The organism is Plantactinospora sp. CNZ321 (genome assembly GCF_004217235.1).
Map to the genome: position 1 here is coordinate 5,745,173 of NZ_SHKQ01000001.1, position 13,626 is coordinate 5,758,798.

Sequence of the window (13,626 nt, forward strand, 5' to 3'; positions counted from 1 at the left end):
CCACGGTCGGTCGTGACCAGCGTGTCCGGGGTCAGGCATCCGGTGGGTGCGAGCACGCTGGCCTGGGCGTTGCGCCAGCCGGCCCTGTCACCGGTCTTGTTGCCCTGGGTCCACTGCCTGGTGGCCTCCCGGACGATCTCGGTCGCGACCGTACCGGTCGGCTTGATCGCGTCGTTCGCGGCGGCGTGCTTGCGCATCACCCGCTTGTGCGGCTCGGCGTTGCGGGAGTATCCGTCGTAGGCGCCGACCACCGCGGCCAGCTCGGCCGAGCGACGGTAGGCGGTGCCGGTCATCAGAGAGGTGATCGCGGCGGCCACCGACCGGCCGCTCTCCGAGTCGTACGGGTGGCCGGTCGCCATCAGCAGCGCGCCGAGGTTGGCGTACCCGATGCCGAGCTGCCGGTAGGCCCGGGTGGTCTCGCCGATCTTCTCGGTCGGGAAGTCGGCGAAGCAGATCGAGATGTCCATCGCGGTGATGACCAGCTCGACCGACCTGACGAACTTCGCCACCTCGAAGCCGCCGTCGGCGCGAAGGAACTTCATCAGGTTGAGCGAGGCCAGGTTGCACGAGGAGTTGTCCAGGTGCAGGTACTCCGAGCAGGGATTGGAGGCGGTGATCCGCCCGGTCTCCGGACAGGTGTGCCAGTCGTTGATCGTGTCGTCGTACTGCAGGCCGGGGTCGGCGCACTCCCAGGCGGCCTGGGAGATGGTCCGGAACAGCCCCTTGGCGTCGACAGTCTCGATCACGCTGCCGTCCAGTCGGCCGCGCAGGTCGAACGTGCCGCCGTCCTGCACCGCCCGCATGAACTCGTCGGAGACCCGAACCGAGTTGTTGGCGTTCTGGTACTGCACGCTGACGATGTCGGAGCCACCGAGGTCCATGTCGAAGCCGGCGTCCCGCAGCGCGCGGATCTTGTGCTCTTCCCGCGCCTTGGTGAGCACGAACTCCTCGACGTCGGGGTGGTCGACGTCCAGGATGACCATCTTGGCCGCCCGCCGGGTCGCACCGCCGGACTTGATGGTGCCGGCGCTGGCGTCCGCACCGCGCATGAAGCTGACCGGGCCGGAGGCGGTGCCGCCGCTGGAGAGCAGTTCCTTGGAGGAGCGGATCCGGGAGAGGTTCACCCCGGAGCCGGAGCCGCCCTTGAAGATCAGCCCCTCTTCCTTGTACCAGTCGAGGATGGAGTCCATCGAGTCGTCGACGGCGAGGATGAAACAGTTGTGCACGCGGAGATTGTCGGAAAGGTACTCCCCCGACTCGGTCTGGATGTCGTAGACCTCCATCGGGCCGAGCCGCTCGATCCGGTCGATCTGCACCCGCTTGGTCGGCTTCGCGGCCCGACCCGGCTTGCCGAACCCCTGCTCCAGCCGGTCCGACTTCCAGACATCGACGAACCCGATCTCGTCGGCGAAGATCTGCCGGTCGCCGTCATTCTGGATCCCCAGCGACCAGCAACCGAGACGATCTTCCCGCTTGTCGGCCTTGTAGGAGACCCGGGAGAAGATCCCGAAACGCAGCAGCAGCCGTTGCAGGCCACGGACCAGCTTCTCGGACACCATGTCGACCGCCACCCGGGTGGAGCTTTCCCGCGCCGAGACGTACCCCTCGGCCTGGAAAATGCTCTTCAGGTACGCGGCGACCACCGGCAGCGGTGCCGTGAAGAGGGCGGCCGGCACCTCCATCGCGGTCCCCCGGTGCAGCAGGCCCCACTTGTCCACGAAGGGCCGCAGGTGCTCGCCGTAGAGGCGGGTACGCCGGCAGTCCGGGTTCTCGTCCTGGGTCGCGACCTCGCGCTCGTGTCGGTGTGCTCCCGGGAACACCTCGTCGATCGCGGTCACCACCCAGTCGAGCTCGTAGTCGTTGACCGTGATGGCCTCGATCGTCATCGACCGATTCGTACCGTGCGGGTACTGCCCGACGAAGCCGTCCGACTGCATCCATCCGGCCAACGCAGCCTCGGCGATCTCCCGTAGCTGAATCTCGTCCTCGCCGTATGCGTCCCGGCGGTGCCACTGGAGGGCGTCGCCAGCGACGAGCGTGCCGGCGGGCACGAACTGGCCGCTTTCCTCGCCCGTCGACTTCCAGACCAGGTGGTCGGCGGTGACATCAAGCGTGTAACCGGCCTTGGTGTGCAGCCGCAACACGTCTTTCACGCCATTGGCCTTTACCGCGAGGATCTTGGTCAGCCCGTGGGCGTCGTAAACCTTCGTGCCGACCGCGTTCTCCTCGACGAGCCGACCGATCGGCACCAGTCCACCCGGGGTGCTCACCAGCGAGTCGTACGGTTGGCAGGCACTGACCTGCTGCGGCGAGGCGGTGCCGACGTTGAACCAGACCGGCGAGTTGAAGCTGAACACCTGGTGCAGCAGCATCCAGGCCAGTTCGTGCTCGAAGACCTCGGCGTCGGCCGGGCTGGCGAAGTAGCCGTGCTGCTCCCCCGCCGCCCGGTACGTCCGCACCACCCGGTCGATGAGCTGCTTGAGCGACCACTCCCGCTCCGGCGTGCCGACCGCGCCCCGGAAGTACTTGGTGGTGACGATGTTGGCCGCGTTGACGCTCCACGACTCCGGGAACTCGACGCCCCGCTGCTCGAAGTTGATCGAGCCGTCCCGCCAGTTCGTCATGACGACGTCCCGGCGCTCCCAGGTCACCTCGTCGTACGGGTGCACCCCCTCGGTGGTCCAGACGCGCTCGACCTTCAGGCCGGCCGTCGCCGCCGCCGCCCGGGTACGTGACTTACCTGCTGTCACACCTTCCCCCGACATCTCATCCGCCCCCTTACGCACGCACGACTCTTCCCGCCGTACGGCCTCGCTGATCTGTTTCCCAAAAGAACTAACTGGCCGGCTCGCCCGCCGGCAGGGCGGCCCCGACGCCGTCCACCGCCGACCGGCTCCGCGCCACCGCCGCCGACCGCAGCGCGTCGATCTCCCGCTCGAAGTCGTCCAGCGACTCGAACGACCGGTACACGCTGGCGAAGCGCAGATAGGCCACCTCGTCCAGTTCGCGCAGCGGGCCCAGGATGGCGAGCCCCACCTCGTGACTGGGCAGCTCGGCCGCGCCCTTGGCCCGGACCGTCTCCTCCACCCGCTGGGCCAGCAGGGCGATCGCGTCGTCGTCCACCGGACGGCCCTGACACGCCTTCCGCACCCCGCCGATGATCTTCGTCCGGCTGAACGGCTCGGTGACCCCGCTGCGCTTGACGACCGCGAGCACCGGCTCCTCGACCGTGGTGAACCGCTTGCCGCATTCCGGGCAGGCCCGTCGGCGCCGGATCAGCTGGCCGTCGTCGGCCTCGCGCGAGTCGACCACCCGGGAGTCGGCGTGCCGACAGTACGGACACCGCATCGCCGACCTCCTTCGCAACCGCGGGAACCGCCGGGCCGGCGGAACCACCACCCCGTCGGGCCGCCACGAACGCGGCCCCGCCCACAGGCAGCCGGCACCTACGGGCCAGCCACCTTCGGCGGCTCCCGTGGCGTTGCGCGAACCTGAGAGCTGTGGGTAGTGAAACCCCAACTTCTAGGCGACTTACACCCTTGTCACTACTACATCTAGGGGTCGACCGTATGTCGCCGACGAGCCGAGGTCAAGTTGAACGGGGCGTGGCGCGGCCCGCAACTTCTCCAACCGCGCTGTCGGCGAGTGGTTACCGCTTGGCCGGCAGGATCAGCCGCTGACCGGCGTGCACCGTGTGGTCGTCGAGCCCGTTGAGCCGGCGGATCTCGTCGATCACCGGGAACGGGCGCCGGCCGGGCCGGTGCCGCTCGGCAACCGACCAGAGGGTGTCACCGGGCCGGACCACCGCCGTCTCGGGCGAACGCGGCGGATCGGCGGCCCGGGAGGCGGGCGAGAGGATCGCCGCCAGTCCCGCGACGAGGAGCAGCAGGAACAGGGTCACGACCAGCCGCCCCCGGCGGGTGAGCCGCAGCCGGCCGCCACCCTGGGAGGTTCTCGGATATCCCGTCGCACCCATCGCGACCTCCAAGGTCGAACATCAGTTCGAACGAACGGACGTACGATGGTTTATCAGAACACGCGTTCGATGTCGAGCCGACGGAGGCGACACGCCGCACAGAATGTCGTACAGATGTTTGAAACTACGTGATCTCACCTATACGGTTTTGACCATCGACAACGGGACCGTGCGACACGCGGGACCGGGTTCGAGCCACGACGCACCACGAGCCACGACGCACCACGAGCCGCCAAGGCACCCCCACCGCCATCAGGAGGACGACGTGTCGACCGAGGACCGGACGAGCCGGCAGAAGCCCCAGAAGAGCGCCACACCTGGCACCCGGGCCAGCCGACGCGCGGCCGGAACGCGGAGCCGGGAGGGCGCCCCCGCACTGCGTGCGGTGACGCCGGTGGTGAGCGCCTTCCCGGACCTGGTCACCGCCGACCTCACCGCCCGGCAGCGCCGCATCCTCGAGTTCATCCGGGACTGGGTGGAGCGCTACGGCTACCCGCCCAGCGTCCGGGAGATCGGCGAGGCAGTCGGCCTGGTCTCCCCGTCGAGCGTGGCCTATCAGCTCAAGGAACTGGAACGCAAGGGATTCCTCCGGCGCGATCCGAACCGCCCAAGGGCGGTGGACGTCCGCCCGCCGAGCGAGATGATCGACGACGAGACCGCCCGGGCGCAGCGCCCGACCCCGGCCTACGTGCCCCTGCTCGGTCAGATCGCCGCCGGTGGCCCGATCCTCGCCGAGCAGGCCGTCGAGGACGTCTTCCCGCTCCCCCGCGAACTGGTCGGCGAGGGCGAGGTCTTCATGCTCCAGGTCAAGGGCGACTCGATGCTGGACGCGGCGATCTGTGACGGCGACTGGGTGGTCGTCCGCCAGCAGCCGACCGCGAACTCGGGAGAGATCGTCGCGGCGATGCTGGACGGCGAGGCGACGGTCAAGACCTACCGCCGCCGGGACGGGCACGTCTGGCTGATGCCGGCCAACTCCGCCTTCGACCCGATCGCCGGGGACAGCGCCACCATCATGGGCCGGGTCGTGGCGGTGCTCCGCCGGATCTGACGGACCGGCCGTTGGTCCCCACCGCCGGCGGGATGGGCCCGACGCGGGTCGGACCCATCCCGGAGCAGCGGTGGATCGAGCCGGAATCTGCGCGGCCGGGCCGGTGGTGTGCTCGGATCAGCGGTAGTCGTAGTCGTCGGGATGCCCGCCGGAGCGCTGCCGGGGCTGGCCGTACTGGGCACCCCGGGGCCCGCCGCCCCGGGGCCCGGCGCCCTGGCCACTCCACGGCGGGCCGCCACGCTGATCGCCCCACTGGTCGTCCGGCCCGGGGCGAGCACCCCGACCGTTGCCGTTACCGTGGCCGTCGCCGCCCGGCGGCTGGCCGCCATAGACACCGCCGCCACCGGCCCGCGGCCGGCCGGCCGGAGCACCACCACCGCCAGCGGGAGCGCCGTACACGCCGCCGCCGGCTGGTGGGCGACCACCGCCACCCGGGGGGCGACCGACGCCACCGCCCTGTGGGGGGCGACCGCCACCATGGGGCCGGCCGCCGGCGCCGCCCGGAGGACGGCCGCCGCCGTACACGCCGCCTCCGCCGGCCGGCTTCGCGCCGTACACACCGCCGCCGTCGACCGGCTTCCCGCCGTACACACCGCCGGACGGCCTGCCCCGGCCGACCGGCTCGTAGTCGTCGGCCGGGCGATCGGAGCGGTAGCCGTCGTCGTACCCGCCGGACCGGGCCGGACCCCAGTCCGCCCCGTCGTCGTGGTCGGCTCGCCGGCCACCGGGACGGTCCCGGTCGCCGCCCGAGGCGCCCTCCCGGCCGGCCCTCGGATCGACGTCGTCACCGTCGGGTCCAACGGCTCCCAGGCCGTCCTCCCTGGGCCGGCGGCGGGACCGCACGATCCCGAAGACGCCGAGCCCGACCAGCAGGGCGCCGAGCACCCCCACGGCCGCGATGAGGTAGGTGATGTCGTCGAGGGTCAACGAATCCGTCCAGGACTTCGCGGACTTCTTCTTGTCGGTACCGGAGCCGTCGGCCGCGGCCGCCACCTCGTTGCTCGGGGTGTAGCTCAGCACCGTCACGTCCAGGTCCTGGTCGAGTGACGCGACGTCCGAAACGGTGAGGAGATTCTTGCCGTCCGGGGTGTAGGCGATGGCCTCGCCGAACGGGTCGGCCAGGGGCGTCATCCGAGGCTTCCCAGTCGTCAGTGTCTTGACCAGGTCGTCGTCCTGAACGTCCCACTCGAAGGCGTCCGCGTAGGTACGCAGGGCGATCCGGCTGCCGTCCGGCGACCGCGCCGCGCCGGTGATCGTCACCCGGCCCGCCGCGCCGAACGGGTTGGCGGTGGAGGACTTCGGCAGGGTGATCTCACCGGCCTTCGCCAGCGGCACACCCTCGTCGTTGTTCTTCTTCAGGGCCGCCTTCGGGCGGTAGATCTCGGCCTTGCCGGTCGCCTTTGTGATGATCAGCGGTACGTTGTCGGACCCGATCAGCAGCGCCTCGGCGTCGTGCCGCTTGTTGCCGGGAAAGGTCAGCCGGTGCAGCACCGGCTTGCTGGCACCGCTGACCGGCATGCTCCAGAGCACGACGCTGGTCCGCCGCTCGTCGCCGTTGTCGCCGGTGTCGGCGATCCAGACCGTCTTGCCGTCCGGAGAGAGCGCGAGATCCTCCGGGTCAAGCGGGTTGCTCGCGTACTGGACGGTCTTCTTCAGCTTGCACTTGGTGTCCAGCAGGAAGACCCGCTCCCGGGACGGATCCTCACTTCCGTCATTGATCATCACGTAACCACTCGACGTGGCGATCATGCCGGAGAGCTCAGTCATCCGCTCGTCGGTGATGGTGCAGACCTTCTTGCCGGCGGCGGCGGAGGCCGCGACAGCTCCGAAACCGAGACTGGCTCCGACCAGGCCCAGGCTCAACCCGAGCACGCCGGAGACAACCGGCACCATGGAGAGGACTCGCCGCATCCGCTCAGTGTCGCATGCAGTCGCCGCCAACCGGGGACGCGGCGTGATCAACCCTCCGTCACCGGGCCAACGAAGTCCGTCACCGGGCCGATGGAGCCCGTCACCGGCCAACGGAGCGGCCGGTCACGCCACTACCTCCCGGTACGGCGCCAGTTCCGCGGCGAGCGCCTCGTCCACCCGTACGTGCAGTTTCGTCCCCTCCGGCAGGTGCGCCGTGCCGAGTACCTCGCCCCGGCGGTGTACCCGGGCGACCAGGTCACCCCGATCGTAGGGAAGGACCACTCGGACCTCCACCGCCGGACGGGGCAACCGGGCCTCGATCGCCGCCCGGACGTCCGCGACGCCGGCCCCCGTGCGCGCGGAGACGAAGACCGCGTCCGGCCACTCCCGCTTCAACCGGAGCAGGGTCTCCTCGTCCGCCGCGTCGGTCTTGTTGACCACCAGCAGCTCGGGGAGCTTGTCCGCACCGACCTCGGCCAGCACCTCACGTACCGCCCGGACCTGCTCCTCCGGGTCGGCGTGCGCACCGTCCACCACGTGCACGACCAGGTCTGCGTCGGCGACCTCCTCAAGCGTGGAGCGGAACGCCTCGACGATCTGGTGCGGAAGGTGCCGGACGAACCCGACGGTGTCGGCCAGGGTGTAGACCCGGCCGTCCGAGGCGTACGCCCGGCGGGTCGTCGGGTCCAGCGTGGCGAAGAGGGCGTCCTCGACCAGTACCCCGGCATTGGTCAGCCGGTTGAGCAGGCTGGACTTGCCGGCGTTGGTGTAGCCGGCGATGGCCACGGCCGGCACGCCGTTGCGGGCCCGGCGGGCCCGCTTGGTGATCCGGGCGGTCCGCATGTTCTTGATCTCGCGGCGGAGCCGGGAGATCCGGATACGGATCCGGCGCCGGTCGGTCTCCAGCTTCGTCTCACCGGGACCACGGAGCCCGACGCCACCACCGGCGCCACCGCCACGGCCGCTACCGCCGGCCTGCCGGGAAAGGCTCTCACCCCAGCCACGCAGCCGGGGAAGCAGGTATTCGAGCTGGGCCAGCTCGACCTGGGCCTTACCCTCCCGGCTCTTGGCGTGCTGAGCGAAGATGTCGAGGATCAGCGCGGTCCGGTCGACCACCTTGACCTTGGTGCGCTGCTCCAGGTTGCGCAGCTGGGACGGGGACAGCTCGCCGTCGCAGATCACCGTGTCGGCGCCGGAGGCCACCACCACCGAGCCGAGGTCGTCGACCTTGCCCCGGCCGATGTAGGTGGCCGGATCCGGCCGGTTGCGCCGCTGGATCAGGCCCTCCAGCACCTGCGAGCCGGCCGTCTCGGCGAGCGCGGCGAGCTCCGCGAGGGAGTTCTCCGCCTCGGTCACCGTGCCGTCCGTCCAGACGCCGACCAGGACCACCCGCTCCAGCCTGAGCTGCCGGTATTCGACCTCGGAGACGTCGGCGAGTTCGGTGGAGAGGCCCGCGACCCGGCGAAGCGCCTGGCGGTCCTCCAGTTCCAGCTCGCCGGTGGTGACGTCGCCATCGATGACGATGGCGTCAAGGTCCTCGTCGGCCAACCGAACGAAGCTTTCCTGGTCTCGCAAGCCGTTCCTCCTGATCTGGGTGTTTCCGGTCTCGATGTTTCCGGTCTCCGCTCGGGCCTGACGCTCCCGTTGCCGGGTCTCCGGTTGCCCGGAGTCTCTTTTGCGGGTCTCGTTGCCCGGGTTTCCGGTTGCCCGGGCGGGCGGCCATCTCGAGCCTCTCACGCCGTCTGGGCGCTTTGCGGCTTCTCCGGGTGGATCGGTGTGGGCCGTGCGCGCCGGTGGCATTCAATCGTGACACGCGCGTCCCTCGCACGCACCCGGATATGCCCGCACCCGCTATGCAGACCAGCCGTCGGCGTCCCGAACGTTGGCCATCGAACGTTGGCCACCGACCGCTGGCATCAGCCGTTGGCATCGACCGTTGACGCGGCCGCCCGGCGACCGCGTCGGGCGCGAGGCAACCGCAGCTTGCGCAACGGGCGGCACCGCCGGAACATTCCCGGCCGGGCGCCGGCCCGGTAAGAACCCCGCAGGGTACGTCGATGGTGTCTCAACCGCCCGGGCTGGCTTCGGCGGCGTCGGCGACCCGGCCTAGGGTGGTGCGGGTCGTCGGATGGCGACGGAGGCCGGCCCGGCCGATGGCGGCTCCGGCCCGGCACGCGAGAATGCAGACAACGGCAACGAAGCCGCGGAATACGACGGAGGACCACGTGGCGATCACCCGACTGCCGAGCGCCGGATTCTCGATCACCATCCGGATCAGCGTAACGGCGGACGCCTCGGCCATCGGCCGGCTGACCACCTGCGTCGGGGAGGCCGGCGCCATCGTGACCGCGCTCGACGTGGTCGACTCCGATCCCACCACTGTGGTCGTCGACCTGACCTGCGACACCGCCGATGCCACCCACGCCGACCAGGTGGTGAAGGCGTTGACCGGGCTGAACGGGGTGGACGTTCGCAAGGTCTCCGACCGGACCTTCCTGCTGCACCTGGGCGGCAAGATCGAGGTTGCCCCGAAGGTGGCGCTGCGCAACCGGGACGAGCTCTCCCGGGCGTACACCCCGGGAGTCGCACGGGTCTGCCTGGCCATCGCGGAGAACCCCGCCGACGCGCGGCGGCTGACCATCAAGCGGAACACCGTCGCGGTGGTGACGGACGGCTCGGCCGTACTCGGGCTGGGCAACATCGGTCCGGCGGCGGCACTACCGGTGATGGAGGGCAAGGCCGCACTCTTCAAGCGGTTCGGCGGGGTGGACGCCTGGCCGGTGGTGCTGGACACCCAGGACCCGGACGAGATCGTCTCGATCGTCCGCGCGATCGCCCCGCAGTACGGCGGGATCAACCTGGAGGACATCGCCGCGCCACGGTGCTTCGAGATCGAGACCCGGCTGCGTGAACTGCTCGACATTCCGGTCTTCCACGACGACCAGCACGGCACCGCGATCGTGGTGCTCGCCGCGCTCACCAACGCCCTCCGGGTGGTCGGCAAGAAGCTCGCCGACGTCCGGGTGGTGGTCTCCGGTGCCGGTGCCGCCGGTACGGCCATCATGAAACTGCTGCTCCGGCAGGGCGTCGGCGACATCATCGCGTACGACCGACAGGGGCCGCTGCACCGCAACCTGGCCGGCTTGAACCCTGCCTGGCAGTGGCTCGCCGAGAACACGAACCGGGACGCCTTCTCCGGCGAGCTCAAGGCGGCCCTGCGCGGGGCTGACGTCTTCATCGGGGTGAGCGCTCCCAACCTGCTCACCGGCGACGATGTCGCCGCGATGGCCCCCGACTCGATCGTCTTCGCGCTGGCCAACCCGGACCCGGAGGTGGATCCCCGGGACGCGCGCAGGCACGCGGCTGTGGTCGCCACCGGTCGGTCAGACCAGCCCAACCAGATCAACAACGTGCTCGCCTTCCCGGGCGTCTTCCGCGGCATGCTCGACGCGCACGCCGAGCAGTTCACCGAGGAGATGGCGATCGCGGCCGCCCGGGCCATCGCCGACGTCGTCGGGGCAGACAAGATCAACCCGACGGTCATCGTGCCGAGCGTCTTCGACTCCCGGGTGGCACCGGCGGTGGCCGCGGCGGTCCGGGCCGCGGCGCAGCAGCCCGCTCCCCCGCCGGCCGCGGACCCCGGGCCGGCCGACCTGCCCGAGGTCGCCGCCGAGGCCGCCGCCCCGGCCAGCCCGCTGTCGAGCTGACCGTCCCGGCGACCCGCGCCAGGGTCCGTACCGGAGCTTGAGGAGGCCGACCGGCGACCGGCGACCGGGAGACTCAGACGGTGAACGCGGCCAGGTCGATCTCGCCGTGCGCGACCAGCACCGCCGGGCCGGCGAGCCAACAACTCTCGTCGTCCAGGGTCACCGTCAGCCGGCCGCCGGGCACGTCCACCGCCACCGCGCCACTGGTACGCCCAACGTCCCGCAACGCCACCGCCGCCACCGCGCAGGCGCCGGAGCCGCAGGAGAGCGTCTCCGCCGAGCCCCGCTCGTAGACCCGCATCCGCACGTGCAGATCGGCGCCGTCGACCGGCTCCCCGGCAGCGACGAACTCGACGTTCACCCCGGTCGGAAACGCCGCCGGGTCGAACCCGGGTGGACGGGTGAGATCGAGTCCGGCCAGCGCGACGCTCGCCGGCAGTACGCAGACCAGGTGCGGGTTACCGCAGTCCACGGCGGTACCGGCCAGGGTCAGCCCGCCGAGGGTGGCCACCGCTCCTCCGGTGATCCGGGGGCGCCCAAGATCCACCGCGATCTCCCCGGCCGTCACCTCGGCCCGGACCACGCCGGCCCGGGTGGCAATCGGCAGGCTGCCGTCGACCGGCTCGGCCAGCCCGTTGGAGATCAGATATTTCGTGAAGACCCGTACCCCGTTGCCGCACATCTCCGCGAAAGAGCCGTCGGAGTTCCAGTAGTCCATGAACCACTCGGCGGCGCCGGCATACCCGACCGCGTCCGGGTGCTTGGCCGCCCTGACGACCCGCAGCACGCCGTCCGCGCCGATGCCGCGCCGACGGTCGCAGAGCGCCGCCACGATCGACGGGGTCAGGCCGAGTTGGCCATCTGGGTCGGGCAGGAGCACGAAGTCGTTGCCGGTGCCGTGGCCCTTGGTGAACCGCACTCCTCCATCATCCCCGAGCGGACCCCGTCCCCGCCGGGCACCCTCACCCGAGCCCACCATCGGTGCGCCCGGGCAGCCCCTCCGGCACCATCGGTCCCCACGGTTCCAGCGGTCCCGAGGGAGGATCTGGCGCGGTAACGGTGGTGACGTGGGCGGTGGCAGGCCGGCGACGGGTCAGCGGGGGTCGCGGGCCGGCTCCACCGGGGTGGTGGCGGACGGGTCGGCGAGCAGTGCGAGGGCCGCCTCCGCCAGGTCCGGCCGGGCCCCGTCCAACCAGTGGATCCGGGGATCGCGACGGAACCAGGAGCGCTGCCGCCGGACGAACCGTCGGGTCGCCCGGATCGTGTCGGCCCGTGCCTCCGGCTCGGAGATCTCGCCGTCGAGCAGCCGCAGCACCTGCTGGTAACCGAGCGCCCGGCTGGCGGTCCGGCCGTCCCGCAGTCCCCGCTCGACCAGGGCCCGGGTCTCGGCGACCAGCCCGTCGGCCCACATCCGGTCCACCCGTAGGGCGATCCGCTCGTCCAGCGCCTCCGTCGCCCGGTCCACCCCGAGCTGCACGGCGTCGTAGTACGGGGTCGGTCGAGGCAGTGCGGCGGTGAACGGCGCACCGGTCAGCTCGATCACCTCCAGCGCCCGTACGATCCGTCGCCCGTTGCCGGGCAGAATGTTCTCCGCCGCCACCGGATCGGCGGCGCGCAGCCGGGCGTACATCGGCGCCGGTCCCGACTCGGCGAGTTCCGCCTCCAACCGCGCCCGGACCAGCGGATCCGTGCCGGGGAACTCGAACTCGTCCAGCACCGCCCGGACATAGAGCCCAGAGCCACCGACCAGTAGCGGTACCCGGCCCCGGTCCAGGATGTCGGCAACGGCCGCCCGAGCCAGTGTCTGGTACGCCGCCACGCTCGCCGGTTCGGTCACCGCCCAGATGTCCAGCAGATGGTGCGGTACCCCGGCGCGCTCGGCCGGGGTCAGCTTGGCGGTCCCGACGTCCATCCCGCGATAGAGCTGCATCGAGTCGGCGTTGACCACCTCGGCGCCGATGGCCTTGGCGAGGTCGATGCTCAGGTCGGACTTGCCGGTGGCGGTGGGGCCGACCACCGCGACGATCCGGGCACGCCCGCTCATACCGGCGCTCCGTCCGGCGCGCCGGATCGCGGCGGCCGTTTCGGTTCGGCGGATCGCGGCGGCCGGTGCGGTTCGGCAGATCGCGGCGGCCGGTGCGCGCCGCCGGATCCGGGCGATCCGGTCGGCCGGGACGGGGTCCAGGTCGCGACGAAGTAGCTGACTCCGTAGGGCGCCGCGTAGTAGCTGAGGTCGCCGTGCCAGGATCCGCCGCTGCGGGCCGTCGCACCGGCGAGCACCTGCCAGGACGCCCGGCCGGCGACCAGCAGCCGGGTCGACAGCTCCGGCTCCAGCCCGAGCAGCGCGGAACCGTCGGCGTCCCGGAGAGCCGCGGCGACCCGGTCGTCGTACGGCTGGGCGTGCGGATCGTCGTAACCCGGTGCGCGCGGGCCCCGGCAGGCCGACCCGTCCCCCATCACCAGCAGCGCGATGCGGCCGGCCGGATCCGCGACCAGTTCGGCACCGATCCGCCGGCACTCGTCCGCCGGGGTATCCGTGGCGACGCTCTGTCCCCGGCGCGGCCCGGTGGCACCGGCGCGGTCCAGCAGCCAGGCACCGATCAGCAGACTCAGCGGCAGTTCGAGGTCGTTGCCCTCCAGCTCCGGGTGGAGGTCCGCCCGCCCGGTCCGGGTACCGTCGGGACCCAGTCGCAGCACCCGATCGAGCCCGTACGGTCGGAAGCTGCCGGCGTCGCCCGGCCCGTGCCGGACGGTCCGCTCGCCGGCCCCCACCACGATTACCAGGTCCGGCCTGGTCGCCAGCACCCGATCGACCGCCCCGGCGCAGGCGAGGCGGAGATCATCCAGCTCGCCGGACGCGGAAACGGCCAGTTCCGGAACGATCATCGGCGGGTGCGGGCAGACGGCGGCGGCGACCAATGGCACGCCCACCACCGTAGCGGGGGGCGAACCTTACACCCGAAGGGCAGACGATCCGGGTG

Annotated in this window: 9 protein-coding genes and 3 pseudogenes; 2 read left to right on the forward strand and 10 right to left on the reverse strand. The window is 71.3% G+C overall.

Annotated features, from left to right (window positions below; all coding sequences use genetic code 11):
• Positions 1–32: 32 nt before the first annotated feature.
• The 5 genes and pseudogenes from EV371_RS33955 to EV371_RS24770 all read right to left on the reverse strand — a co-directional run.
• A pseudogene (locus tag EV371_RS33955) lies at positions 33–1,229 on the reverse strand (adenosylcobalamin-dependent ribonucleoside-diphosphate reductase); the annotation flags it as partial.
• 177 nt (positions 1,230–1,406) lie between these two features.
• Positions 1,407–2,279, reverse strand: a pseudogene (locus EV371_RS34610) (LAGLIDADG family homing endonuclease); the annotation flags it as partial.
• Positions 2,280–2,288: 9 nt separating this feature from the next.
• Positions 2,289–2,765: pseudogene (locus EV371_RS33965) on the reverse strand (vitamin B12-dependent ribonucleotide reductase); the annotation flags it as partial.
• A gap of 70 nt (positions 2,766–2,835) precedes the next feature.
• Positions 2,836–3,348 carry a transcriptional regulator NrdR gene (gene nrdR, locus EV371_RS24765; RefSeq protein WP_130464171.1) on the reverse strand — a complete coding sequence of 171 codons (513 nt, stop codon included), beginning with the start codon at positions 3,346–3,348 and terminating at the stop codon, positions 2,836–2,838.
• Between the two features lie 301 nt (positions 3,349–3,649).
• Positions 3,650–3,976 carry a LysM peptidoglycan-binding domain-containing protein gene (locus tag EV371_RS24770; protein WP_130464172.1) on the reverse strand — a complete coding sequence of 109 codons (327 nt, stop codon included), beginning with the start codon at positions 3,974–3,976 and terminating at the stop codon, positions 3,650–3,652.
• Between the two features lie 265 nt (positions 3,977–4,241).
• Between EV371_RS24770 and lexA the strand changes: the two genes are divergently transcribed.
• Entirely contained in the window at positions 4,242–5,027 is a 786-nt protein-coding gene (gene lexA, locus EV371_RS24775) for a transcriptional repressor LexA (RefSeq protein WP_349339162.1), read from the forward strand.
• 117 nt (positions 5,028–5,144) lie between these two features.
• Here the strand turns inward: lexA and EV371_RS33540 are convergent, their stop codons facing one another.
• Both EV371_RS33540 and hflX read right to left on the reverse strand, forming a co-directional pair.
• On the reverse strand, positions 5,145–6,938 hold the full coding sequence (locus tag EV371_RS33540; protein ID WP_165436828.1) for a hypothetical protein: 1,794 nt from the start codon (positions 6,936–6,938) through the stop codon (positions 5,145–5,147).
• A 123-nt stretch (positions 6,939–7,061) separates the two neighbouring features.
• The gene (hflX, locus tag EV371_RS24785) at positions 7,062–8,513 is read right to left on the reverse strand and encodes a GTPase HflX (protein ID WP_130464174.1); all 1,452 of its coding nucleotides are present in this window, start codon (positions 8,511–8,513) and stop codon (positions 7,062–7,064) included.
• A gap of 605 nt (positions 8,514–9,118) precedes the next feature.
• On the opposite strand from hflX, the gene EV371_RS24790 reads away from it, so the two are divergent.
• A complete protein-coding gene (locus EV371_RS24790; protein WP_207230603.1) occupies positions 9,119–10,645 on the forward strand; it encodes an NAD-dependent malic enzyme in 1,527 nt (508 codons plus the stop codon).
• A 73-nt stretch (positions 10,646–10,718) separates the two neighbouring features.
• Here the strand turns inward: EV371_RS24790 and dapF are convergent, their stop codons facing one another.
• The 3 genes from dapF to EV371_RS24805 form a co-directional block, all read right to left on the reverse strand.
• Positions 10,719–11,564 (reverse strand): diaminopimelate epimerase, encoded by an 846-nt coding sequence (gene dapF, locus EV371_RS24795; RefSeq protein ID WP_130464176.1) that lies wholly within the window; start codon positions 11,562–11,564, stop codon positions 10,719–10,721.
• A 174-nt stretch (positions 11,565–11,738) separates the two neighbouring features.
• Positions 11,739–12,689: a tRNA (adenosine(37)-N6)-dimethylallyltransferase MiaA gene (miaA, locus tag EV371_RS24800; protein WP_130464177.1), complete on the reverse strand. Its 951-nt coding sequence runs from the start codon at positions 12,687–12,689 to the stop codon at positions 11,739–11,741.
• A complete protein-coding gene (locus tag EV371_RS24805; RefSeq protein ID WP_486484777.1) occupies positions 12,686–13,579 on the reverse strand; it encodes a class III extradiol dioxygenase subunit B-like domain-containing protein in 894 nt (297 codons plus the stop codon). Before EV371_RS24805 ends, miaA begins: the two co-directional genes overlap by 4 nt.
• Positions 13,580–13,626 lie beyond the last annotated feature (47 nt).

What these genes read in the sequence shown, in the direction of transcription:
- nrdR (WP_130464171.1), bottom strand. Translation starts at nt 3,348, where the DNA reads ATGCGGTGTCCGTACTGTCGGCACGCCGACTCCCGGGTGGTCGACTCG.
- miaA (WP_130464177.1), bottom strand. Translation starts at nt 12,689, where the DNA reads ATGAGCGGGCGTGCCCGGATCGTCGCGGTGGTCGGCCCCACCGCCACC.
- EV371_RS33540 (WP_165436828.1), bottom strand. Translation starts at nt 6,938, where the DNA reads ATGCGGCGAGTCCTCTCCATGGTGCCGGTTGTCTCCGGCGTGCTCGGG.
- EV371_RS24770 (WP_130464172.1), bottom strand. Translation starts at nt 3,976, where the DNA reads ATGGGTGCGACGGGATATCCGAGAACCTCCCAGGGTGGCGGCCGGCTG.
- EV371_RS24790 (WP_207230603.1), top strand. Translation starts at nt 9,119, where the DNA reads ATGCAGACAACGGCAACGAAGCCGCGGAATACGACGGAGGACCACGTG.